Here is a 22,972-nt window from a genome sequence, read left to right on the forward strand (position 1 = left end):
GGAGCGGAAATGGCCAATTTGGATCCTTCGATGCGTCCAAAAGTGAACGGGGACACGTTTTTTCTACCTGATGTAAACGGCGGTGTGTATTTTCGGAACAACTTATGCTCGTTCCATATAGAAGGCAAGACAATCAACCAATGGATTGAAAAACTCATACCGATGTTCAATGGGGAGCATACGTTAGAGTACTTGACGGACGGATTACCCGATCCATACCGGGACCGGGTGTATGAAATCGCCGACATGTTGTGCCAAAACGGCTTTGTTCGGGATGTGAGCCAAGACCATCCGCACCAATTGCCGGATGAGGTTCTTAAAAAGTATGCTTCTCAAATTGAATTTTTGGATAGTTTTGGCGGCTCGGGTGCGTACCGTTTTCAGTCCTATCGTCAGGCTAAAGTGTTAGCGGTTGGTTCCGGCCCGTTTTTTATCTCGTTGGTTGCGGCATTGTTTGACTCGGGATTGCCCAAAGTCCACGTGCTGGTTACGGACTCGGTTCCCACCAATCGGCAGCGGTTGGCGGAACTGGCGGCACATGCCCGAAAAACGGATCCCGAGGCAGCGCTGGAGGAGGTCGCCCTAGAAAGGATGAGTTCTTGGCGGGAGGCCGTGCAGCCGTTTCATTCGATTTTGTATGTGTCGGAGGAGGGTGATGTCGAGGAACTGCGGGTTCTTCACGGGGTTTGCCGGGAGGAGAAGAAAGTGTTACTCCCCGCCATGTGTTTGCAGCAGGTGGGTTTGGCGGGTCCGCTGGTGCATCCGGACTCTGAGGGATGTTGGGAGTCGGCGTGGCGCCGCATACACTCATCCGCGCTTTGCAAAGCTCCGCAGTTGCACACCTTCTCTTCCACAGCGGGAGCGATGTTGGCGAATGTGATCGTGTTTGAATTGTTTAAAACGGTTACCGGCGTGACCGAATCGGAACTGAAGAACAAATTTTTCTTATTGAATCTGGAGACGCTGGAAGGAAATTGGCATTCATTCAACCCTCATCCCCTGGTGGCCGGACATGGGAAAGCTGAATGGGTTCAGGATCTCGATCGGCGGCTCGAAGGTCGTACGGGCAGAAGTGAGTCCAGCAGATTGCTTCCTTATTTCGGATTATTGACATCGGCGGAATCGGGGATTTTCCATATTTGGGAAGAGGGGGATTTGAAGCAGCTTCCGTTGGCTCAGTGCCGCGTGCAGGCAACTGACCCGCTGTCGGAGGGTCCGGCTGAGCTGCTGCCGGAGATGGTCTGTACCGGTCTGACGCATGAGGAAGCACGGCGGGAAGCGGGGCTGGCCGGGATTGAAGCGTATGTGTCGCGAATGGTCGGGCTGCTTATAGAGGATAGCAGGGTAGAGGCACAGGAATTTGTTGGCGTCGGAGCGGGGGAAACGGTTGCGGAAGGGGTTTGCCGGGGGGTGCAAAAGTGTCTGGCCGAGGAGATGGGCAAGCAACCGGTGAATCAGAAGTCTCCTGTCTTTCGTGTGCAGTTGAGTGCGGTAGAAGATGAACGTTGCCGATTTTATTTACAGGCATTGACCACGATGCAGGGAGCACCGGTGATCGGCTTGGGAGAGGAAGTGTCCGGATTCCCTGTGGTGTGGGTCAGTACGAACGGCCGCTGGTATGGCAGCGTAGGCTTGAATGTGACAATGGCGCTCAGGGAGGCGCTGCAACAGGCGCTGTCGAAAAACCAAGCGACGTGCCTCACGACGCAAGCGTTGGAGGCATCCACCGTACTTCTTAAAGAAAGGGTGCCGCAAAACCTTCTGATCCCCGCCTGTGAAGAGGCGGCACTATCGGAGGTCTTGCAGTCCGCCCTGCAGGTCTTGAAACGAAGCCGCAAGCGGCTTTTGGTCTTCGATCTGGCGCTGGAACCGTTTTTGAAAGAGGGACTGGCAGGAGTATTTGGCGTGTTGCTGCGAGAGGAGGAATCCCGGTGAGCGCTGTCGTGGCGGTTGTTGGAGAAGGGCTGTTGGCGGACTTCGTTTGCGGAGAACTCTCCGCCCAAGACCAGGTCGTTCGTCAGACCGATTGGAAGGCAGGAATACCGGAAGCGGCGGATTTGGTTCTGGTGTTGCACGATGCTTGGTATCCCTCCGTTCATCACAAGGCGGAAGAGGTGTTGCAACCCACCGGCATCCCTTGGCTACGCGGCTTTGTTTCATTTGGCGAAGGTGTAGTCGGACCACTGGTTCGCCCGGGTATGCCGGGATGCTCCCAGTGTGCGGATTGGCGACGACTCATGGCGGGACGGGACCGCAAAGAGATGCGGGCACTGCTGCAACAGAGGCTGGAGGCGCACGGGGGAACCACGAGTGACCCCTGGGCATCGCGCCCGGGTCTTTTGCAGATGGCTCACCTGATTGTGGCGGAGGCAGAGAGGGTGTTGCAAGGCAGACGGGCCCACTTGGAAGAACGGATATCTTTGATTAACCTGAAAACACTGAAGAGCTCCCGTCACTTCTTTCTACCCGACCCGTTGTGTCCTGTTTGTGGCCGATTGCCCGACGATTCGCCGACAGCGGCCCGAATAACGCTTACACCAAGTCCGAAGATCAACGCCGATACTTTCCGCTGTCGATCATTGGATGACCTGAAAGAAGTTTTGGTCAAAGACTATCTGGATTACCGGACTGGCCTGTTGAATGGGAAAATGTATGACCTCGCGTCTCCGTTTGCCGATGCGAGTGTGAATCTGCCGTTGTTCGCGGGGGACGAGGCAACAGGCGGCCGGAATCATTCTTATGCGGAAAGTGAGTTAACGGCTATTTTGGAGGGCCTGGAGCGGTACTGCGGCCTGGCACCCCGCGGCAAACGGACGGTGATCCGCGACAGTTACCGCAATCTGGAAGAACAAGCACTTCACCCCGTCAAGGTAGGGGTGCACGCGAAGGAACAGTATGCGCGGGCGGATTTTCCGTTTAAACCCTTTGACCCGGACCGCCCAATCGATTGGGTATGGGGTTATTCGTTTTTAGAGGAGCGTCCGATTCTGGTTCCGCAGTTGCTCGCCTATTACAGCTTGGGCTGTGGGGATGGTTTTGTCTATGAAACTTCCAACGGGTGCGCGTTGGGAGGAAACTTGGAGGAGGCCATTTTCTACGGCATTATGGAAGTGGTGGAACGTGATTCATTCCTGATGACGTGGTACGCGCAACTCCCGATCCCACGCCTTGATCCAAGTTCTGCAGACGACCAGGAATTACGGTTGATGGTCGACCGGTTGCAGGAGGTGACGGGATATGATCTATATTTGTTTAACTCGACGATGGAGAACGGGATTCCAAGCGTTTGGGCGTTTGCGAAAAACAGGAAACAAAAGGGAGTGAATCTCATCTGTGCGGCCGGAGCCCATCTGGATCCGGTCCGGGCGGTGAAAAGCGCGATCCACGAATTGCCCGGCATGATGCTGATGCTTGACGAGAAATTTGAGGAGAGCCGGGAGAAGGCTGAGCGAATGTTCCAAGATCCGTTTCTGGTGCGACAGATGGAGGACCATTCCATGCTCTACGCTTTGCCGCAAGCACAGGAGCGTCTGCAATTTTTGCTGGATGAAAACCGGCCGTTGCGAACGTTTGACGAGGAGTTCCAGTGGAAGTCGACGCATGCGGATCTGACCGACGACCTGAAGGATATTCTTCAGGTGTTTCGCCGATTGAATCTCGATGTGATCGTGGTGGACCAGACGACACCGGAAATAAGTCGAAACGGACTCTTTTGCGTGAAAGTGCTGATTCCGGGGATGTTGCCAATGACGTTCGGACATCACCTTACCCGCGTGACAGGGCTGGAGAGGGTGCTCCGGGTACCGGTGGAACTCGGGTATGCGAAGCAACCACTGACGCTTGAACAGCTCAATCCACATCCGCATCCGTTTCCATAAGCCGTGCCTAGGAGGAAGAAGGATGAGTCTGGATGCATTTTTGCACGATCTGCATTTTGACATCGACAAGATCCAACCGCCGGACTGGGAGGTGGATTGGGAAGACGCACCGCTTGCTTATAAGCTTTACCGCGACTTGCCTGTGGTTCCGCTTTCTCCGGAAGTACCGCTGACCCTCGAAGGAAGGAAAGCGCCGTTGGAACCCGACCTGCGGGAAATCGGTCATTTTCTCTGGTACGTATTCGGGCTTTCTCAGTTTTGCCAGTCAGGCTTTGCCTTGGATTCCACGAAACAAGCGGTGGGCCCGATGCAGTCGTACCGGCGGTTTGTTCCCTCCGGCGGGGCGTTGTATCCGAATGAATTGTACGTGTATCTGAAAATCGAAGACGTGCCTGCGGGGGTGTACCATTATGATGTGGCACACCACCGCTTGGTGTTGTTGCGCGAAGGCGATTTTGATTCCTATTTGGCCCGGGCTCTCGGCAATCGCTGTGATGTGTCGGCTTGTTTTGGCACGGTTTTTGTTTCAACTATGTTTTGGAAAAATTTCTTTAAATACAATAACTTTGCCTACCGTCTGCAAGGGCTGGATGCCGGTGTGCTGATTGGGCAGTTGCTGGAAGTGGCCAAACGGTTTGGCTTCGCCTCGGGGGTCTATTTTGGGTTTCTTGATCGAGCCGTCAATCATCTGCTCGGGCTATCCGAACGGGAGGAGAGCGTGTATGCGGTTGTTCCGCTGTCGGTGAAGCCTGGGATCACTTGGTTTGCCGACGGGAATGACGGAGTCGGAACGGTCTTTGCTACCGAATTGTGCCGGGAGTTGACAGCGGTCCGGAATGATCACTACGTCCGTTCGGTAAGGGTCCTGGAGTGTCCGATGCTGATTAGGATGAACGAAGCGGCTCTGCTGGAATCCATGGAAACGTTTCGACAACCCGGGGGGGAGAAGAAAGTAACCTATGAGGGTCAGGCGGTGACTATGCCCCGCGTACACCGGTTACCGTATGATCTGGCGTCGGTTTGTCGAAAGCGGTATTCACCGGGGACGGACTTCGTTTTGGGAAAGGTAAGCCTCTTGCAACTGGCTACTTTGCTCAAAGAGGCGACGGCTTCTTTCTCGTATCGAAATGATTTGGATGGAGCACAAGAGAAGCCCGAGTCCCGTGTCTCACTGTATAGCTGTTTGTATGGTGTAGAAGGTATCCCGGATGGCGCATACCACTATGACAGCGATGCTCATGCGCTGTGGTGGATACGCCCCGGGGATCAACGGCCCTGGCTACAACAGGGAATGTCCCTGCACAATGTAAATCTATTTCAAGTGCCAGTTTGCCTGCATGTAGCAGGGGACCGGGATCACCTCAAATCGGCACTGGGGTACAGAGGATACCGCATCCAGCAGATGGAAGCGGGCATGCTCGTGCAGCGTTTACTGCTGGCGGCGTCTGCCATCGGGATGGGGGGGCACCCACTCCTCGGATTCGATACGAGTTTGTGTGATGAGATTTACAAGATAGCTCCGCAAGAAAAAACCAGCTTGATCCAAATCCCGGTCGGTCACTATCGTTTTCCCCCCCGTTTGGCGGGGAGTTTGCATGGCTAGGGAAGCAAGAGCGAGAAGAAGCCTTATACTTAATGAACTTTACGCTATAACCTGAATAAATTCAATGACAGAAAGGATAGATGAGTGACTGTGTTCAGATGGAGATCGCATTCGTACCATGAAAACGCATCTCTTTGAAGACATAAGCAAAGGCAGAATCTGTCACCAAAGAGTGGCATATGAGAATAAAACACTGGAACATCTCCGGAATAAATGTAATAAAAGCGGGCATAAAGGGAAAGAGCAAGTTTTGAACAACAGAATAAACGAAAGCTTCAAAGGCATTCGGCTATCGTTGGATGCCTTTTCTCTTTTTAACCTCCGGGTTTAGGAAAAGGCGTCGGGGGATCTCTTCAAGCTTCAACAAGAAACCTGTGAACTCCCGGCTGCCAACTTAAAATACCCCAATCCCTTAGTTCAAGGAGACTGGGGTATTCTGGGCTGTACAGGTCAAGAAGCCATTTTTCTGCATTCAACTGCACATTGCCGATAGACATCCGCGCATTTTTGGTAGTGATCATCCTTAAATTGGGCACATTCCTGTGTCACGCCTCGCAAATGGTCGCATATATACCACAGATTTGTTTGATGTACGTACTTTCGAGACATATACCGGGAGGCCATGGAGCAAATCTCCGCGCAGGAACCAGGTCAAAGCGACGGTTTCTTCCCCTGTCGACTTACTCGGTCCACTTTTTTACTTTGTCATGGTGTTTTTCCACCCACTCTGCAGCCGCTGTTTCCGGCGCTTTCCCTTCCTCAATCATCAGCATGACCTCTTCCATGTCCTCTGGCGTCCAATAGAATCGGTCCATGATCTTGAAGGCTTTCGGATTTTCTTCTTTCAATCCCTTACGGACGATAGTGTGGATTTCTTCCTCTTGCCCAAATTCTTTCTTGGGGTCCTTCAAGAACTTGAGCTTCATCTTGGCGAACTTCCAATGGGGTTTCCAGCCGGTGACAACAATCGGCTTTCTGGATTTGTACGCTTTCGTTAGGGAAGCCGCCATTGCTGCGCTAGAGCTTTCCACCAACTCCATGTCTAGATCGTAGTCTTTGATTAGTTTCTCCGTCTGCTTCATCATGCTGGCCCCGGACTCGATGCCGATGATCTTGTGGTCAAACTGGCTCGGATTCTTCTTCAGATCGTAGATGGAATTCGCCTTTACATACTGTGGGACGACCAGACCCAATTTGGTTCCCTTCAGGTTGGAACCCAGATCGACGAACTGGCCCTTATATTTTTCCATGTAGGCTCGGTGTTGAGTTGGCAGCCAGGCGGCTGTCGTTCCATCCGCATCGCCGCTGGCCAATCCGGCGAACATCGGGCCGACATCCACTTCCTGCAGCTCAACCTTGAATCCTTCATTCTCCAAAACTTTTTTCAATACGTAGGTGCTGGCCACTTCAGAATCCCAATTGACGTAAGTCAAGGTAATAGTTTGCTTGGCCCCCCCCTGCTTTTGTGCCAGGACGGAACCGACTAGAGCGAGGACGAGCAAAAGACTAACCAGGCCCTTCCACCTGGAGCGGAAGCCCTTCTGTTGTGCAACCTTCGCTCCTTCATTACCACGGCCCAGGCTCTGAGTAATGCGGTCCAGCACGATAGCGATGATAACGATACAGAGACCGCCTTCAAAACCTTTCCCTACTTCCAGACGAGTGATCGCCTGCAATACGACCGTACCCAAGCCCTTGGCGCCGATCATCGAGGCAATTACGACCATGGACAGGGAGAGCATGATCGTTTGGTTGATCCCTGCCAGGATGGTGGGTTTGGCCAGGGGCAATTGTACCTTGAACAGCTTCTGGGAGGGAGTGGATCCAAAAGCGTCCGCCGCTTCGATCAGGTCATCCCCCACCTGACGTATTCCGAGGCTGGTCAGGCGGATCGTCGGCGGCATCGCAAAGATGACCGAGGCGATGATCCCCGGAACCGCACCGAGGTTAAAGAAAAAGACAGCCGGAATTAGATAGACGAAGGCTGGCATTGTCTGCATAAAGTCCAATATCGGGGTGATGATGTTTTGCGCTCTTTTGCTACGGGCTGCCAAGATTCCTAGGGGTAACCCGAAAACGATGGAAATCATTGTCGCGGTCAGCACAAGGGAGATGGTCTCCGCGCTCTCGTTCCAGTAGCCTAGGTTATCAATCAGGAGTAATCCGACGAAAGTAAAGGCGGCGATTGACCAACGGCTGGCCAACAGCGTCAGGATCGCAAGTACCAGTGCGGTTACCACGGTCGGGAGAGAGGTGAGCATCGATTCGAAAAAGGCGACTAGAGGTTCGATTATCGATGTAATGAAACCGAAGAAGGGGGCCAGATTATCCTGAAGCCAAGCTACCAACCCATCGACCCATTTCTCCAACGGGATCTTAGGAAGGTTCATACTGATTCACTCCGTTTCCAGCGAGAGCGGCGAAAATGGCGCCTCGCACCACAACCCCGCGCAGTTTTCCCTTGTCGTCGACGACCGCCGCTGAGTGGGTGACTGTTTCTCAGCCATCTGCGGCAAGAGTTCACTTACCGGCGTATCCCTGTGTACTGCAACGACATCTTTGATCAATATATCTTCCATGTTTTCTCCTTTCTGTTCCTTTTTCGGCCGTTATACCCATTCATGAGCCGTCAATCTTCCCCGGACGTCCCATACTAGTATAGAGTGACTGACGCCGTTATCGTATCTATCGGAGAAGGTAGTCTGGTTGGGTTCACCATCGGGAACAAGGGGGGTGTTTCCGTCATTACTTGCATGAAACGCTCCCAATACATCAAGGGGTACCGCCAGCCCATTCAGTTGATCCAGACTTCCTGAACTTGGATGGGTGTCCCGCCGTTTTCCCAGAGCACTTTTAGGACTTCAAACCCTAGAGAGCCCGTCAATTTGGCAATAATAGCTGCTCTTGTCGTTCTGTCAACATCAAAAGCCACCTCTCCGACACCTTTATTGTAGTATAAAGGGAACGGGCCCTGTTTTCCATATCGATAAAGGAGGGTAATTCGTCGCGGATTAGGATTTTCATCGCAGAACGATTCTTAGCGATGCGATCCGGCGCAGAATGGATGGTTCCCGTGCTCCCTCAAGAAAATAAGAGGATTCACATATTCTCTTCCAATCTCCGTTTTTTGAGGGACAAACGAATTTCCTTGGCTGTTGAATGTTGAAGGAAAGGGTAGATTTGCCTGGGGCTATTTACCCCACTATTCCATTTCTGAAAAAGGAGACCTGCTTTATGAAGTCTTATGTCCTGTTTTTTGATGAAGTGGACCGTTCCAGTCTTCCTTATGTCGGGGGAAAGGGAGCCAATCTGGGTGAACTGAGTAAGACAGGCTTTCCGGTACCAGGTGGATTCTGTGTGACGACACACGCGTATCAAGACTTTATCGCCACCAGTCCCAAAATGGATTCTTTATTAGATGAACTCAATGCAATGAACCCGGATGATTTAAGTCAATTGCGGAAGTTAGGAGAGCGTATTCGCACTCATTTACAACAATTGGAGATCCCCTTCCAGTTGAGAAATGAAATCTTTCATGCCTGGGAATCGGTGGGGAAAGAGTATGCTTATGCCGTCCGTTCCAGTGCAACAGCTGAAGATCTACCTACCGCTTCTTTCGCTGGACAGCAGGATACCTATTTGAACATTAAGGGGCAAGATGGACTGATTCAACATATTCGGAAATGTTGGTCATCTTTGTTTACAGATCGTGCCATTTCCTATCGAGCGAAAAATGGGTTCGATCATCGTCAAGTCTATTTGTCTGTCGTGGTCCAACGGATGGTGAATCCGGAAATATCGGGGATTTTATTTACCGCTGATCCTGTGAATGGGAATCGCAAGGTTGTTTCCATTGACGCCAGTTTCGGATTGGGAGAAGCCATTGTATCCGGAATAGTGTCGGCGGATTTGTATAAAGTGAAAGACGGTCAATTCATTCACAAGAACATATCGGAAAAGAAAATCGCGATATATTCAATACCTGAGGGAGGGACAGTGAAAAAAGAGTTGCCTCTGGATCAACAGACCAAACAAGCTCTGACGGACAGCCAAATTTTGCGCTTGGCTGAGCTGGGAAAAAGAATCGAGAAGCATTTTGGCTCTCCACAAGATATTGAGTTCTGTATTGAAAACGGAAAGATCTTTGTGGTGCAAAGCCGGCCGATCACGTCGCTGTATCCTCTGCCCGACATTCCGCAAGATCCGCTTCGTGTCATGTTCTCATTCGGCCATGTACAAATGATGACAGATGCCATGAAACCGCTGGGGCTTTCGGTCTTACGAACCATTTTTCCGAAAAAGGTTTTATTCGAAGCAGGAGGACGTCTTTTTGTTGATCCCACGGAAGTGCTTCGAACCAAGCCGGGAAGAAAAATACTGCCCAAAGCTTTTCATCATTTAGTTGATGAAGGGCTCAGCCGTGCCATCAGTGAAGTCATTCAGCGACCTGAGTTTCTCCAAGTTCCTCCTAAACCGGGTTTCGTTAAGTCAGCGCGTCGGTTCATGGCCCCCATCATAAAAGAGGTGTGGAACAATCTTGTCAAGCGTGACCCGAAATTAGCGAAAAGCATAGTTGAAAGCTTTATGCAGAAAAAGTGGACAGAGGTTCGTGAAAAATTGCAGGGTGTAAGCGGGGCCGGACGCCTGAAAGCCGTTCAAGATCAATTAAGCATTTTGGGAAGGGATGTGTTACAGAACCTCTTTCCTTACGTCATTTGTTTCCCGATTTCATTCCTCTTGTTAAGGAAAGCGCTTATTCGTTGGATCGGGGATGAGAAAGAACTGTATCAGTTAAATAAATCTCTCCCTGGAAATATCACCAGCGAAATGGGCCTACAGATTGGCGATTTGGCCGATCTGGTTCGCGAACTGCCTGAAGTGGAAGAGTATCTGAAACATGCAGATGACCAGACCTTCTATGAAGGGCTCTTCAACGTTTATGGAGGGGAGAGGTTTAAACGAGCTTTTGAAGAATTTATCGCCAAATACGGACATAGATGCCCGGGTGAAATTGACCTGACGAGGCCTCGCTGGCGTGTGGTACCTGCCCAACTGGTTCCTGCCATCCTGGGACATATGCGCAGCGTGAAGCCGGGAGAACATCGACAAAAATTCATCCAAGGAGAACAGGAAGCCCAAGAAGCTGCGCGACGGATTCTGGATCATGTGGGACGGGGCAGTTTTAAGTCCAAATGGATTAAACGTCTGATGGAGGTATATCGCCATATGGGCGGGCTTCGGGAGCACCCCAAATATCTGTTAACAATGATTTTGGATGAATGCAAAAAAGCCATTATGACCGAAGCGGAGGGACTGGTAAAGAAAGGGGTTCTACAGCAGTCAGAAGATGTCTTTTTCTTGACTCTTGACGAGTTGATTCAACTCTCCAAAGAGGAGTTTAAACAAGATGTTTTCTCATTGGTTGCTGACCGCAAAGAAAAATATGAATGGCACCATACATTGAACCCACCCAGAGTGATGACAAGTGAAGGAGAGATGGTAACGGGTTCTCCTAGAAAAGGAGAGTTTCCCCAAGGAGCGCTTGTTGGAACACCGGCTTCTGCCGGAGTGGTAGAAGGAAAGGCCCGGAGCGTCCTGAAACCGGAAGAAGCCCATCTCAATGAGGGGGAAATTCTCGTTGCTCCTCATACCGATCCCGGTTGGACCCCTTTGTTTCAATCAGCCAAAGCATTGGTTACAGAGGTGGGCGGACTGATGACACACGGTGCCGTTGTGGCCCGTGAATACGGTATCCCGGCTGTGGTGGGCGTGGATGATGCGACCAAGAAAATCAAAGACGGGCAGATGATTCGCTTGGATGGAAGCCAAGGAGTTGTGGAAATTTTAAGTGATGAAAAAAAGTAAGCGTTCGACTCACGGGAATTCTATTGGGGGCGGCGGCGAACATGATGATGCAAACCGTTGTAAGCGTTTTATGAGACGCTCAAAGCGAAAGGGATCAACTGTGGCATCCGTCGGGAGCATGTCAGAGACCTTGATGCTGCCTGTGGACAGTTACGAAGCAAATAAATCAAAAAATGCCACCCTTCGTTAGGTTACTTAGTTCGTAAACTTCACTCCCCTTTACACGGAACGGAAAGATCAACCGCTAACCGTGTAAAGGGGTTCTTTATTTTTTGGCATAGCGCAATCAATGAGTGGGGACACAAGCATGCTATCTATTGACCAGAGTGGTCGATAGGAGTATACTGAAATAGACCGATGTGGTCTACCTGTTTTTTCAAGGAGGGATTGGCGATTACCAAGACATTTTCTCAATTAGAGCCCTCAAAACAACAGAGAATTATCAATGCGGCACTGGCAGAATTTGCAGAGTATGGCTATGAGCAGGCTTCAACAAATCGAATCGTAAGGGAAGCTGGGATAGGTAAAGGCATGCTTTTTTACTATTTCAACAGTAAAAAAGAGCTGTATCACTATTTAATTGACTATGGTTTAGATTTCCTTATCAATGAGTACCTTAGCCTTATTGATGACCATGAACCAGATTTCATTGAAAGATACAAACAAGCCGCGCGAATCAAAATGAAAGCCTATGCTAAGAACCCTCATGTTTTTCATTTTTTAGGGAGCATCTTGCTTAATCAAGAGGTTGAATTACCTGACGATTTAGCAAAACGGCTTGCAGAAATAAAAAAACTGGGTCACTCCAAGATATACGACCATATTGATCAAACGTTATTTAGAAATGATGTGGATGCTGACAAAGTGTTTAAGATTATTCGTTGGGCCATGGAAGGGTATGAGAAAGAGCTGCTGGACCGTCTTAAAGGTCAGAAGCTTTCATCCATCGACTTCAAGCCTTACTGGGATGAATTTTATGAATATCTGGATATATTAAAAACGAGTTTTTATAAATAAGGGGAGGGTTGACTGTGGCAATCTTAGAAGCCCGTCGCTTAACAAAGAAATTTGGTCATATTACCGCCTTAGATGGTGTGGACTTAGAAGTGAACGAAGGGGAAATTTATGGTTTTATCGGGCCAAACGGTGCGGGAAAATCGACAACGATCCGTATATTGCTTGGGATCATCAAAGCGGATGGGGGTGAAGCCAACATATTCGGCAAAGATGTTTGGCAAGATGCTGTTGATATTCATAAGCGCATTGCCTATGTGCCAGGGGATGTCAATTTATGGCCCAATCTTACAGGGGGGGAGGTAATCGATTTATTTGTCAAGTTACGTGGAACGAAAAACAAGAGTCGCCGGGATGAACTCATTCAAAAATTCGACTTGGATCCATCTAAAAAATGCCATGCGTATTCGAAAGGGAACCGGCAAAAAGTGGCTTTAGTTGCGGCATTTTCAGCGGATGCGGACCTGTATATTTTAGATGAACCAACATCCGGTCTGGATCCACTGATGGAAAGAGTGTTTCAGGAGTGTGTCATGGATGTAAAAAGAGAAGGTAAAAGTGTATTGCTTTCAAGTCACATTTTATCTGAGGTTGAAAAATTATGTGACAAAGTTGGTATTATCAGAAAAGGAAAAATCATTGAGACGGGAACGTTAAGCGAACTCCGCCACTTGACGCGCACAAATTTGCTTGTGGAGACGAAGCAGCCCATTAAGTCTCTGGGTGAGTTAAAAGGTGTGTATGATATTACGGCACAAGGTCAGGCCGTTAAGTTCCAAGTCGATACGGAGGAATTGGACAGTGTCATAAGATATGTAAGTCAGTTTGGAGTGATCAGATTAGAAAGTGCGCCACCAACGCTTGAAGATTTATTTATGCGCTATTACGAAGGAGAGGCGCATGCTGAACGGGCAGGAGCGGGAGGTGCGTCATAATGTCCAAACAATTATATGCGCATACGGAGAGGCTGTCTCGGTTTATCATCCGGCGAGACCGGATTCGTATCCCCATATGGTTATTCTCCTTAACCATCGCGTCTGTTGCCACTGCGCTAGCGCTTGCGAATCTGTATCCTAACCAAGAAGAACGTCAGGCCATTGCTAAAACAATGATCAATCCGGCGACAACAGCTATCGTCGGTCCCGGTTACGGATTGGATCATTATACATTGGGCGCGATGATGGCCCATCAAATGTTAGGGATTACTGCTTTCGTTGTCGGCATTATGAGTATTTTACTCGTCGTGCGCCATACGCGTGCGGATGAAGAACATGGTCGGATTGAAATCATTCGGTCATTGCCGACGGGACGTCTATCCCATTTGACGGCCACGATTTTGGTCGTATGTGGGGTTAATGTGCTGCTGGCATTCATGCATGGCTTTGGTTTATATCTGTTGAATATTGAAAGTATGGATCTTGAAGGATCACTATTATATGGGGCTGCTTTAGGGGCGACTGGCCTATTCTTTACAGCGATTGGGGCGTTTTTTGCACAGCTGTCTGACAGTTCGCGTGGCACGATTGGCTTGTCATTTGCCGTGCTGGGTCTCGCGTATTTGATACGTGCGGTTGGTGATGTGAGTAACCAGACGCTTTCATGGTTTTCACCGTTTGGCTGGGTACAAGGGACAGAAGTCTATGTCAATAATTACTGGTGGCCAATCTTTTTGACAGTCGGGATTGCATTCGTATTTATTATTTTGGCCCTTTATTTAAATGTGAGACGTGATTTGGAATCTGGATTTTTACCTTCCAAACCCGGCAGGAAGCACGCATCGTCATTTTTGCTCAGTCCGTTGGGTCTCAATTTACGGCTACAGCGCACCGGGTTATTGGCTTGGTCGATTGGTTTGTTTGTATTCGGTGCGACATATGGGTCCGTGTTAGGCGATACAGAGTCATTTTTTGAAGAGGTAGAAATCATGCAAGAGCTGTTGAGGCCAAAGGAAGGGGTTTCTTTAACCGAACAATTTTTAACCTTGTTGATGACGATTATTTCAATGGTATGTACCATTCCAGCGCTGATGGCCATGTTTAAGTTGAAAGGGGAAGAGAAAAACAACCGAACCGAGCATGTATTAGCCCGCGCGGTGTCTCGAACACACCTCATGAGCAGCTACTTTATCATTTCGTTGGTCAGCGGATTCGTCATGCTCTCCATTGCGGCGCTGGGGATGGGGATTGCCGCAACAACCGCCATGGATAACGGCATCGCGTTGAGTATGTTTATGAAAGCCGCATGGGTTTATTTGCCGGCGATATGCGTGATGATTGGAATTGCCGTGTTCTTGATCGGGGTGGCCCCAAAGTTGACTGGTTTAACCTGGCTATATTTGGTTTATTCCTATGTCGTCGTGTATTTAGGCGGATTGTTCCAATTTCCAGATTGGATGGCTAAGCTCTCTCCCTACGGTCATATTCCGAAATGGCCAATTGAAGACATGGCATTTACCCCGGTTGCCATGCTGACAATGATAGCGCTTGTGTTGATCGGCAGTGGATATATTGGATACAACAAACGGGATATTGCAGGATAAATGAAATAACCTCCAGCGATTCGCTGGAGGTTTACCTTTGGGGTTACACCAGCATGACCCGCTATGAAACCGGCTTTTTGAGCAAATTGACCACTAGGGAGGTCACTGCCGTGCCAGCCAGAATCGCTGTGAAAAACATGGGCACGTTCCCCACTGCTTGAACTACAGCTACAATGGGTCCTCCATGTGGAACATTGTCCGTCACCCCAGTGAGCATGGCGATCACGGACGCCGTCATCGAGCCTGCCATAATGCTGGGAATCACCCGAAGCGGGTCTCCGGCAGCGAAGGGGATGGCTCCTTCGGTGATGCCAATCAGTCCCATTGCCAGGGCGGCTTTGCCCGCTTCCTGTTCCTCCCGGTGATATTTGCGGCGGGCCAGAAGGGAAGCGAGTCCCATGCCCAAGGGCGGGGTACAAATCGCGGCGGCAATGGCACCCATGATAAACGTTTGTCCTTCCGCAATCATGGCTGCTCCGAACAGAAAGGCCACCTTGTTGACAGGTCCGCCCATATCGAAGGCGATCATCGCTCCCAGAACAAGAGCCAAGAGGACTTTACTGGAGCCTTGCATCCCTTGTAGGAAGCTGTTCAGCGCTTCCATCAGTGAGGCGATGGGTGCACCCAGCACAAAGATAAAAAGAATGGCTACCAGTGCGGAGGTTCCCAACGGGATGATCAAAATCGGAACGATCGGTTGGATCATGCGAGGGAACGGCAATGATTTGATCCAGCGGGTGATATACCCGGCGATAAAACCGGCCAAAATTCCTCCGATAAAACCTGCTCCGGCTTCGGATCCGTAAAAGCTGCCATTGGCCGCGATGTACCCTCCGATCATCCCTGGAGCCAAACCCGGCCGGTCTACGATGCTGACCGCGATAAAGCCGGCTAATATAGGGACCATAAAAGTAAAGGCGGCTTCCCCCACTTTCTGCATGGAATACCAGAGGGAGTTTTCAGGAACGACGAATCCCTTTGCGGTTGGCTCTCCCCCGAGTCCGAGGGAAAGAGCGATCAGCAGGCCGCCTACTACCACGAAAGGAATCATGTAGGAAACCCCGTTCATCAAGGAACGGTAGACAGGGTTTTGTCCGCGTGGATCTTGCTGACCATGGGCAGGCGGAGTTCCTTCCTGTTGTTCCGTTTCCTTCGGTTTCGTGGCGTATAGGGGGACCTTTCCATTTTTAAACTGTTGGATTAAATCTTCCGGTTTTCGGATGGCGTCTGCGACCGCACATTGCAGCACTGGTTTCCCCTCAAAGCGATCCATTTCGATGCTTTTATCCGTCGCCAGGATGACACCGTCCGCACCAGCGATCTCTTCCGCTTTCAGTTCGTTTTCCACGCCGATGGAGCCCTGGGTTTCCACTTTGATGTCGATGCCTGCTGCTTCGGCTGTTTTGGCCAGTTTTTCCGCGGCCATATAGGTGTGGGCAATCCCATTGGGACAAGAAGTAACTGCAACAAGTTTCATTCTGGATCCCTTCTTCTTTTTTTGTTCGGCTTTTTTAACTGGTAGCGGGTCCATCAACCGGTGATCGCGAATATGATTGCGGTGCTACCATCTCAGCCGTCGTTTTTTGCTCAGGGCAGGAAAGGATCCACTCCGATTGCCCGTGAATCTGGAAGGATCCCATTTTCGCCGGAAAAATGAGGTGATCTCCTTTCCGAAAAGGGAAGGAACCGGTTTCACACAGGAGTTCTCCGTTCCCTGCGATCACGCTGGCCAGCATAAAGGGATGAGGAGAGGGAAAGGCAGCTTCTCCTTGGATGCTCCATTTGAAAACGGAGAAATAGGGGCTCTTCACCAGATGGACAATGTGCACGCTGGGAAGCCGGGTTGCTTTTTGCTCCATTTGATGTGAATGATGGGGCACTTGGATGACATCCAACGCCTGGTTGATATGCAGTTCCCGCCGGTTTCCTTTTCCATCCCTGCGGTCGTAATCATAGAGGCGGTAAGTGGTATCCGAGCTTTGCTGCGTTTCCAGCACCAGCGTTCCGGCACAGAGGGCGTGAATGGTGCCGCTGGGGACGTAGAAAAAATCTCCGGGACGGATCGGGACTTTCCGGAGGAGGGAGGACCATTCCCCCCGATGAATTTTTTGCTCCAGTTCTTCCCGGGTTTGGGCGTAATGGCCGAAAATCAGCTCGGCCCCAGGCTGGCAATCAAGGATATACCAGCATTCCGTTTTCCCCCTTTCTCCGTTTTCATGATCATGGGCATAGGCATCATCCGGATGGACCTGAACCGACAGATCTTCGCTGGCATCCAGGATTTTGGTCAGCAGAGGAAAACTTTCCCCGGGAAAATGGCCGAAAAGCTCTCGGTGGCGGTTCCACAGTGTGCCCAAGGACATCCCCTGGTACGGTCCCTCCCGAACGATGCTCTCTCCGTTGGGGTGACCTGAAATCGCCCAGCATTCTCCTGTGTGATCTGAGGGGATGTCATATCCGAATCGCTCCCTTAAAGCAGTGCCTCCCCAGATTCGTTCTTTGAATACCGGTTGCAGAAATAACGGCGGTTGCATATCGCTTTTTTCCCTCCTGTCGCGGCTCTAAGCTGCCGTGTTTCCATAGGGATGGGGTGTCTGCGCAGGAAACAGAAAAGATAGTATATTACCAAAATTAACCCTTGAATAATGCATAGCATATTTGATAATATTTTGTCAAAACTTATTCAACACTGTTTAAAAAGGTGGTGAAAAAGCAAAACATCCTTCAGCTGTTTAAACAACGTTGAATCCAAGGGGGCGTTGCCTCTGATACGCGGTAATCATCGTTTGCTGAAGAAAGTGAACCAAACACAGGTGCTGGATATCATTCGCACATCCGGTCCTTTGTCCAAGGCGGAGCTGGCGAAACGGACCCGGCTCACTTTTGCCGCCGTTTCCAAAATTGTCAAGGGACTAGAGGAAACCGGGATTATTGTTCCCATAGGCGAAGGAAAATCCAGCGGAGGACGCAAGCCGATCTTGTATCAGTTAAACCCGGATGCTTTTGTTGCGGCAGCTGTGGAACTTTCCGTGGAAGATGTGAAAATGGCTCTTTTGGATGTGCGTACCCGTGTCGTCGGCGAGATTCGTGTGCCGGCACCTCCGAACCGGGAGCCTTCGGATTATGTTGATACCATCGCCTCCTGCCTCAACAGGCTGTTGGAGGAGACAGGAGTGGAAAAAGACAAGATTCTTGGCATGGGGGTCTCTTCTCCCGGACCCGTCGATGCCGGGACCGGAGAAGTGTTTTATCCTCCGAACCTTCCCAAATGGGGCATCGTTCCCTTGAAGAGTCTGTTGGAAGAGTCGTTGGGCCTTGTGGTGAAGGTGGAAAAGGACGGGAACGTTTCCGCTTTGGGTGAACGCTGGCTCGGTGCGGGGAAAGACGTGGACAATCTGGTCTATGTCCTCGTCGGCGAGGGGATCGGTGGCGGCATATTGATCAACGGTGCCTTGTACCGGGGAAGTTTGTTCGGTGCAGGAGAGATTGGACACGGCACGGTGGATATGAACGGTCCCCGCTGCAACTGCGGGAATACTGGCTGTCTGGAGGTGATGGCCTCCGGACTTGCAGTCGTCAAAAAGGTGAAGTCCGAGCTGGAGAAGGGAGAGACATCCTCTTTTTACGAACAACCTGAGAATCTTTCTTTTCCCATAGTGTTGAAAGCGCTTCAAGAAGGGGATGGTCTTACGCAACAGGCTTTTCGGGAAGCGGCTCAGATCCTGGGGATGGGAATCACGGGGGTTCTAAACTCCTTTAACCCGGAGCGGGTGATTATCGGGGGGAAGGTGCCCCGGGCCTTTCCGGAGATGGTCGATATTGCTGCTCAAACGGCCCGGGAACGCGTGATTTCCGTTTTCCGGGACAAGGTGTGTGTGGTGCCGGAAGAATTGGGGGAACGATCCGCTCTTATCGGGGCTGCTGCCCTGGTGCTGGAGGAACTGTTCACACTGCGATGGATGAAATCCTAAAAGGAGGGGATCCCTGTGAAAAAGGCGATGTTTCTGTGCATGTCGTTGCTGTTGATTCTCGTCCAGACGGCTTGCTCAAGCAGCGGAGACAGCGGGGGAAAGGTCGAGTTAACGTACTGGCCGGCGGCCAACCCCGCGGAGGTGGAGTTTGCCAAGGAAGTGGTCAAGGAGTGGAACAAAAAACATCCGAATATCCAGGTAAAGATGGAACCGTTGCCCGCCAGCCGTTCGTCAGAGGAAGTCATCCTCACCTCGATTGCCGGCGGGACGACACCGGACATCACGTCCAACATCAATCCGGGAGCCCTGGGTCAATTTATCGAAGCCGGGGGCATGTTGCCGATCGATGAAATCGACGGCGCGATGGAGACCATTACGAAACGGACGCCCAAAGAAACGGTCGAAGCGTTCCGATCCAAAGACGGCCACCTGTACCAGATCCCTTGGAAAGGGAATCCGGTCATGGTGCTGTACAATAAAGAACATTTCAAAGAGGCAGGATTGGATCCGGAAAAGCCGGATATCAGTACCTATTCAAAATTTCTGAATGCTGCCAAAAAGCTGAAAAGGGATAAAAACGGGGATGGGAAACCGGATGTCTGGGCGATCAACCCCAATGTGGAGCAGACCTGGTGGCAGCGGTTCTTCGACTTCTATCCATGGTACCTGGCGGCCACCGACGGTCACACGCTCTTAAAGAACAACAAGGCGGCCTTCAATAATAAAGCTGGCGTGGAGACAGTGAAATTTTTCCGCTCGCTCTTCCAAGAAGGGATGGCACCCAAGTCCACCTTCAAAGAAAATTTGTTTGCCAAAGGGAAAGTCTCGATGACCATTACCGGTCCCTTTGCTCTGGCTGATTTGAAAAAGCAGAATCCGGATATGAAGATCGGGGTGGCACCCATTCCGGTTCCCGATGGTCAGGAGGGGAAACGCTCCATCACTTACGGAGATCCCAAGAATATTGGGATTTTCAAATCAACGGAGCACCCCGAGGAAGCCTGGGAATTCGCCAAGTTTCTGATCAGCAAGGAAAACGATCGGAAGTTTTTGGAGATCACCCAGCAGATCCCCTTCCGTAAAGGGATCGATAAAGATCCTGCCACGAAGGAATTCTTCAAAAAAAATCCGGCGTTAGTGGAATTTGCCGAGCAAGCCCCCTACACCCGGGCCACGGATGACTCGGATAAACTGACGGATCTCTTTGAAGCTTTGTCCCTGGAATATCAACAATCGGCGATAATGGGAAAAAAAGATCCCCGACAAGCAGTGTCCGAAGCTGAGAAAAAGGTGAATGAAATTCTGGCTAGGTAATGCGATGCGGGGCCGCTGGTCGCAGACGGGATTCTCGCCCGCCCTCACTGGAGGTGAAGATGGTGAAACGAAACCATCGATCCGCTTATCTATTGATTCTGCCCTATCTGCTTTTCCTGGGGGTATTTCTGATCTACCCGATCTTGTTTTCCGTCTGGCTCACCTTTCACGACTGGAATATCGTGTCGACGGACATTCCCTTTGTGGGACTGGAAAACTATAAACGACTGATGGAAGACGAGTTGTTCTTTACATCTCTCTGGAATACGGTCCGGTTCATTCTGATCAATATTCCGCTGCAGATCGTCCTGGCTCTGCTGTTGGCTGTCGCATTGAATCAGCCGATTAAAGGGAGGGGATTTTTCCGGGGGGCGTATTTTCTTCCCGTCGTTACCTCCGGCGTGGTCATCTCCTTCCTGTGGGCCTGGATGTTGTCCACCGACGGCGGCATTATCAACGAAGTGCTGGGGCGGATCGGCATCCCGCCCGTTCCCTGGTTGACTTCGGAAACCTGGGCGATTCCGTCACTGGCTTGGGTAGCTGCCTGGAAGAATCTCGGCTATTACGTGGTCATTTTTCTTGCCGGTCTGCAAGGCATTCCTAAAAACCTGTATGAGGCTGCCCGGATGGACGGTGCCAGCCCTGTGCAGAACTTTTTCCGTATCACCCTGCCTATGCTGAACCCGGCGATGTTGTTGGTCGTCATCCTCTCCACCATCAACGGGTTTCAGCTGTTCACGGAACCCTTTATCATGACCGGAGGCGGACCTGCCAACAGTTCCCTTTCCGTCGTCATGTACATTTATAAAAACGCCTTTCAAAGCCTGGACATGGGTTATGCAGCCACGATCGGGCTGGTCCTAGCCTTGATCATCCTGACTGTTTCCTTGCTGCAGAAGCGCTTCCTGGAACGGGATACCTATTATTAACGCCTAAGGGGGGAGGAGCATGGACCGGATTTCGAGAGGGTTGAAGCGAATGACGATGTACCTCATTTTGATTGCAGGCGCCGTTTTGTTCATTTTTCCTTTTTACTGGATGGTGCTGGCGTCGATCAAAACCCCGGAGGAAGTGTTTGATCTCAGCCTGATCCCGTCAAAAGTGACCTGGGACAGCTATGTGTATATGTTTGACCGCATTCCGGTGTGGGGTTCCCTCCTCAACAGCTTCATCTTTGCGGGGGGTGTCACCCTGATCACCCTCATCTTCACCTCCATGGCGGGATATGCGTTGGCTCGGCTGGAGTTTCGGGGAAGAGACGTCTTGTTTTCCGTTATTCTGCTGACCATGATGATTCCCTTTCAGCTGCTGATGATCCCGTTGTACATCATTGTAGTGAAACTGGGATGGATGAACACCTATGCGGGATTGGTGCTCCCGGTGTCGGTCAATGCCTTGGGGATCTTCATCTTCCGACAGTTTTTCCGGACCGTTCCCCAGGAGCTCATCGATGCAGCCCGAATCGACGGGGCGGGAGAGTTGAAGATTTTGTTCCGGATCATGCTGCCGTTGTCCAAACCGGCTTGTGTCACCGTCGCGATCTTCACTTTTATGGGTCCCTGGAACGACCTGCTGTGGCCTTTGCTGGTGACGCGGGATCAGGAAATGATGCCGTTGGCGCAGGCCGCCACGCTGTTCGGGTTGGAAGGGCAAGGCGGTCAATGGGGCAGCATCATGGCGGTGACGACGATTCTGGCGGTGCCGGTGGTGGTGCTGTATCTCTTCTTCCAACGGTATTTCATTGAGAGCGTCAGCAGCACCGGGATGAAAGGATAGACAGAAAGACGAGGAGGTCTGTGTATGCAACTTCCGACAGGCCCGTGTATCGGTGTGGATCTGGGCGGGACAAAAATCGCCGTGGCCAGAGTGGAGCCGGACGGCACCCTCAGTCGGCGCTGCCGTATCGACACCCGGGTCACCGACGGGCCGAAGGTGATTATCCAGCGAATGTGCAAAGAGATCCAGAAAGTGATGGGAACCGAAAGGGTAGCAGGAATCGGGGTGGCCGCACCGGGCCCTTTAAATGCCCGGACCGGAGTGATTCTGTCTCCGCCGAACTTGCCGGGCTGGGTGGACATCCCGTTGAGAGAGGAGCTGGAAAAGGCGTTCGGCCTCCCTGTCTGGATAGAGAATGATGCCAATGCCGCCGCATGGGGCGAATACATGAGAGGGGCGGGATCGGGCGCCGATCCGATGCTCTACATGACCATCAGCACGGGGATTGGTGGCGGAGTGGTGCTGAACGGACGGCTGTTTCGCGGAGCCGATACCTATGCCGGGGAGATCGGTCATACGACGGTTGATCCTTCGGGTCCGGTCTGCGGCTGCGGACGAAAAGGCTGCCTGGAAGTGATGGCCTCCGGGACAGCCCTGGCCCGTGCTGCCCGTGAGGCCGCCGAGCGGGGGAACTCCCTTCTGTCCGAATGGGCGGAGCAAAAGGGGACTCTCTTGACTGCGGAACATGTATTTTCCGCTCTCGACAAAGGGGATGAGGCTGCCGCTGCCATTGTGGAGCGCACCGTGGAGTACCTGGCTATCGGTATATCCAATGTTGTTCATCTGTTCAATCCCCGAAGAGTCGTGCTTGGCGGCGGAGTGACCCGGTCGGGTGAATGGCTGTTCAATCCCCTGCGAGAACGGCTGGGGAAGTGGCTGATGTCGTCATTTTCCGGTACCTTTGATCTACGTCAAGCGGAACTGGGTGATGATGCAGGGGTGCTGGGCGCGGCTTCCCTTTGGGCGGAGAAAAGAGACACCTTCGAGACAACATCTTGAAATTTCATACTTA

The 22,972-nt window shown here is 51.2% G+C and carries 16 protein-coding genes and 1 pseudogene; 13 read left to right on the forward strand and 4 right to left on the reverse strand.

Translation table 11 applies throughout. The features are described 5' to 3' along the window. Positions 1–9 precede the first annotated feature (9 nt). Genes IEW70_RS13910 through IEW70_RS13920 form a run of 3 tightly spaced genes read left to right on the forward strand, consistent with a single transcriptional unit; the run spans position 10 to position 5,481 of the window. Positions 10–1,935, forward strand: coding sequence for a putative thiazole-containing bacteriocin maturation protein (locus IEW70_RS13910; RefSeq protein WP_188648507.1), 1,926 nt, complete (start codon positions 10–12; stop codon positions 1,933–1,935). Then, positions 1,932–3,878 carry a TOMM precursor leader peptide-binding protein gene (locus tag IEW70_RS13915; protein ID WP_188648508.1) on the forward strand — a complete coding sequence of 649 codons (1,947 nt, stop codon included), beginning with the start codon at positions 1,932–1,934 and terminating at the stop codon, positions 3,876–3,878. The genes IEW70_RS13910 and IEW70_RS13915 overlap by 4 nt, the downstream gene beginning before the upstream one ends. Before the next feature lie 22 nt (positions 3,879–3,900). Next, positions 3,901–5,481, forward strand: a complete 1,581-nt coding sequence (locus tag IEW70_RS13920; protein WP_188648509.1) for a SagB family peptide dehydrogenase — start codon at positions 3,901–3,903, stop codon at positions 5,479–5,481. Positions 5,482–5,931: 450 nt separating this feature from the next. Here the strand turns inward: IEW70_RS13920 and IEW70_RS18715 are convergent, their stop codons facing one another. Both IEW70_RS18715 and IEW70_RS18290 read right to left on the reverse strand, forming a co-directional pair. Continuing rightward, positions 5,932–6,114, reverse strand: a complete 183-nt coding sequence (locus IEW70_RS18715) for a four-helix bundle copper-binding protein (RefSeq protein ID WP_505712054.1) — start codon at positions 6,112–6,114, stop codon at positions 5,932–5,934. Between the two features lie 47 nt (positions 6,115–6,161). Further along, positions 6,162–7,871 carry an ABC transporter permease/substrate binding protein gene (locus IEW70_RS18290; protein WP_188648510.1) on the reverse strand — a complete coding sequence of 570 codons (1,710 nt, stop codon included), beginning with the start codon at positions 7,869–7,871 and terminating at the stop codon, positions 6,162–6,164. 844 nt (positions 7,872–8,715) lie between these two features. Here IEW70_RS18290 and IEW70_RS13930 point away from each other — a divergent pair. The 5 genes and pseudogenes from IEW70_RS13930 to IEW70_RS13945 all read left to right on the forward strand — a co-directional run bounded on the left by IEW70_RS13930 (position 8,716) and on the right by IEW70_RS13945 (position 14,899). After that, positions 8,716–11,346 (forward strand): phosphoenolpyruvate synthase, encoded by a 2,631-nt coding sequence (locus IEW70_RS13930; RefSeq protein ID WP_188648511.1) that lies wholly within the window; start codon positions 8,716–8,718, stop codon positions 11,344–11,346. A 63-nt stretch (positions 11,347–11,409) separates the two neighbouring features. Then, a pseudogene (locus IEW70_RS17920) lies at positions 11,410–11,511 on the forward strand (hypothetical protein); the annotation flags it as partial. Between the two features lie 222 nt (positions 11,512–11,733). Continuing rightward, positions 11,734–12,363, forward strand: coding sequence for a TetR/AcrR family transcriptional regulator (locus IEW70_RS13935; RefSeq protein WP_308423167.1), 630 nt, complete (start codon positions 11,734–11,736; stop codon positions 12,361–12,363). A 14-nt stretch (positions 12,364–12,377) separates the two neighbouring features. Further along, positions 12,378–13,295, forward strand: coding sequence for an ABC transporter ATP-binding protein (locus tag IEW70_RS13940; protein ID WP_188648513.1), 918 nt, complete (start codon positions 12,378–12,380; stop codon positions 13,293–13,295). Next, the gene (locus IEW70_RS13945) at positions 13,295–14,899 is read left to right on the forward strand and encodes an ABC transporter permease (RefSeq protein WP_188648514.1); all 1,605 of its coding nucleotides are present in this window, start codon (positions 13,295–13,297) and stop codon (positions 14,897–14,899) included. Before IEW70_RS13940 ends, IEW70_RS13945 begins: the two co-directional genes overlap by 1 nt. A 61-nt stretch (positions 14,900–14,960) precedes the next feature. On the opposite strand, the gene IEW70_RS13950 is transcribed toward IEW70_RS13945, so the two are convergent. Next, positions 14,961–16,376, reverse strand: coding sequence for a PTS fructose transporter subunit IIC (locus tag IEW70_RS13950; protein WP_188648515.1), 1,416 nt, complete (start codon positions 16,374–16,376; stop codon positions 14,961–14,963). Positions 16,377–16,410: 34 nt separating this feature from the next. Further along, positions 16,411–17,433 carry a mannose-6-phosphate isomerase, class I gene (gene manA / locus IEW70_RS13955; RefSeq protein ID WP_188648516.1) on the reverse strand — a complete coding sequence of 341 codons (1,023 nt, stop codon included), beginning with the start codon at positions 17,431–17,433 and terminating at the stop codon, positions 16,411–16,413. Positions 17,434–17,658: 225 nt separating this feature from the next. Between manA and IEW70_RS13960 the strand changes: the two genes are divergently transcribed. The 5 genes from IEW70_RS13960 (at position 17,659) to IEW70_RS13980 (ending at position 22,959) form a co-directional block, all read left to right on the forward strand. Next, positions 17,659–18,870 carry an ROK family transcriptional regulator gene (locus tag IEW70_RS13960; protein ID WP_188648517.1) on the forward strand — a complete coding sequence of 404 codons (1,212 nt, stop codon included), beginning with the start codon at positions 17,659–17,661 and terminating at the stop codon, positions 18,868–18,870. Between the two features lie 15 nt (positions 18,871–18,885). After that, on the forward strand, positions 18,886–20,184 hold the full coding sequence (locus IEW70_RS13965; RefSeq protein ID WP_188648518.1) for an ABC transporter substrate-binding protein: 1,299 nt from the start codon (positions 18,886–18,888) through the stop codon (positions 20,182–20,184). A gap of 62 nt (positions 20,185–20,246) precedes the next feature. Further along, positions 20,247–21,113: a carbohydrate ABC transporter permease gene (locus tag IEW70_RS13970; RefSeq protein ID WP_229752000.1), complete on the forward strand. Its 867-nt coding sequence runs from the start codon at positions 20,247–20,249 to the stop codon at positions 21,111–21,113. A 19-nt stretch (positions 21,114–21,132) separates the two neighbouring features. After that, positions 21,133–21,960, forward strand: a complete 828-nt coding sequence (locus IEW70_RS13975; protein WP_229752001.1) for a carbohydrate ABC transporter permease — start codon at positions 21,133–21,135, stop codon at positions 21,958–21,960. Positions 21,961–21,984: 24 nt separating this feature from the next. Then, a complete protein-coding gene (locus tag IEW70_RS13980) occupies positions 21,985–22,959 on the forward strand; it encodes an ROK family protein (protein ID WP_188648520.1) in 975 nt (324 codons plus the stop codon). Positions 22,960–22,972 lie beyond the last annotated feature (13 nt).

The organism is Marinithermofilum abyssi, assembly GCF_014641195.1.
GTDB lineage: Bacteria > Bacillota > Bacilli > Thermoactinomycetales > DSM-45169 > Marinithermofilum > Marinithermofilum abyssi.

Bases quoted from the DNA above. Each gene is read 5' to 3' on its own strand.
- IEW70_RS13975 (WP_229752001.1), top strand. From the start codon at position 21,133: ATGGACCGGATTTCGAGAGGGTTGAAGCGAATGACGATGTACCTCATT.
- IEW70_RS18290 (WP_188648510.1), bottom strand. From the start codon at position 7,871: ATGAACCTTCCTAAGATCCCGTTGGAGAAATGGGTCGATGGGTTGGTA.
- IEW70_RS13945 (WP_188648514.1), top strand. From the start codon at position 13,295: ATGTCCAAACAATTATATGCGCATACGGAGAGGCTGTCTCGGTTTATC.
- IEW70_RS13980 (WP_188648520.1), top strand. From the start codon at position 21,985: ATGCAACTTCCGACAGGCCCGTGTATCGGTGTGGATCTGGGCGGGACA.
- IEW70_RS13910 (WP_188648507.1), top strand. From the start codon at position 10: ATGGCCAATTTGGATCCTTCGATGCGTCCAAAAGTGAACGGGGACACG.
- IEW70_RS13930 (WP_188648511.1), top strand. From the start codon at position 8,716: ATGAAGTCTTATGTCCTGTTTTTTGATGAAGTGGACCGTTCCAGTCTT.
- manA (WP_188648516.1), bottom strand. From the start codon at position 17,433: ATGCAACCGCCGTTATTTCTGCAACCGGTATTCAAAGAACGAATCTGG.
- IEW70_RS13920 (WP_188648509.1), top strand. From the start codon at position 3,901: ATGAGTCTGGATGCATTTTTGCACGATCTGCATTTTGACATCGACAAG.
- IEW70_RS13950 (WP_188648515.1), bottom strand. From the start codon at position 16,376: ATGAAACTTGTTGCAGTTACTTCTTGTCCCAATGGGATTGCCCACACC.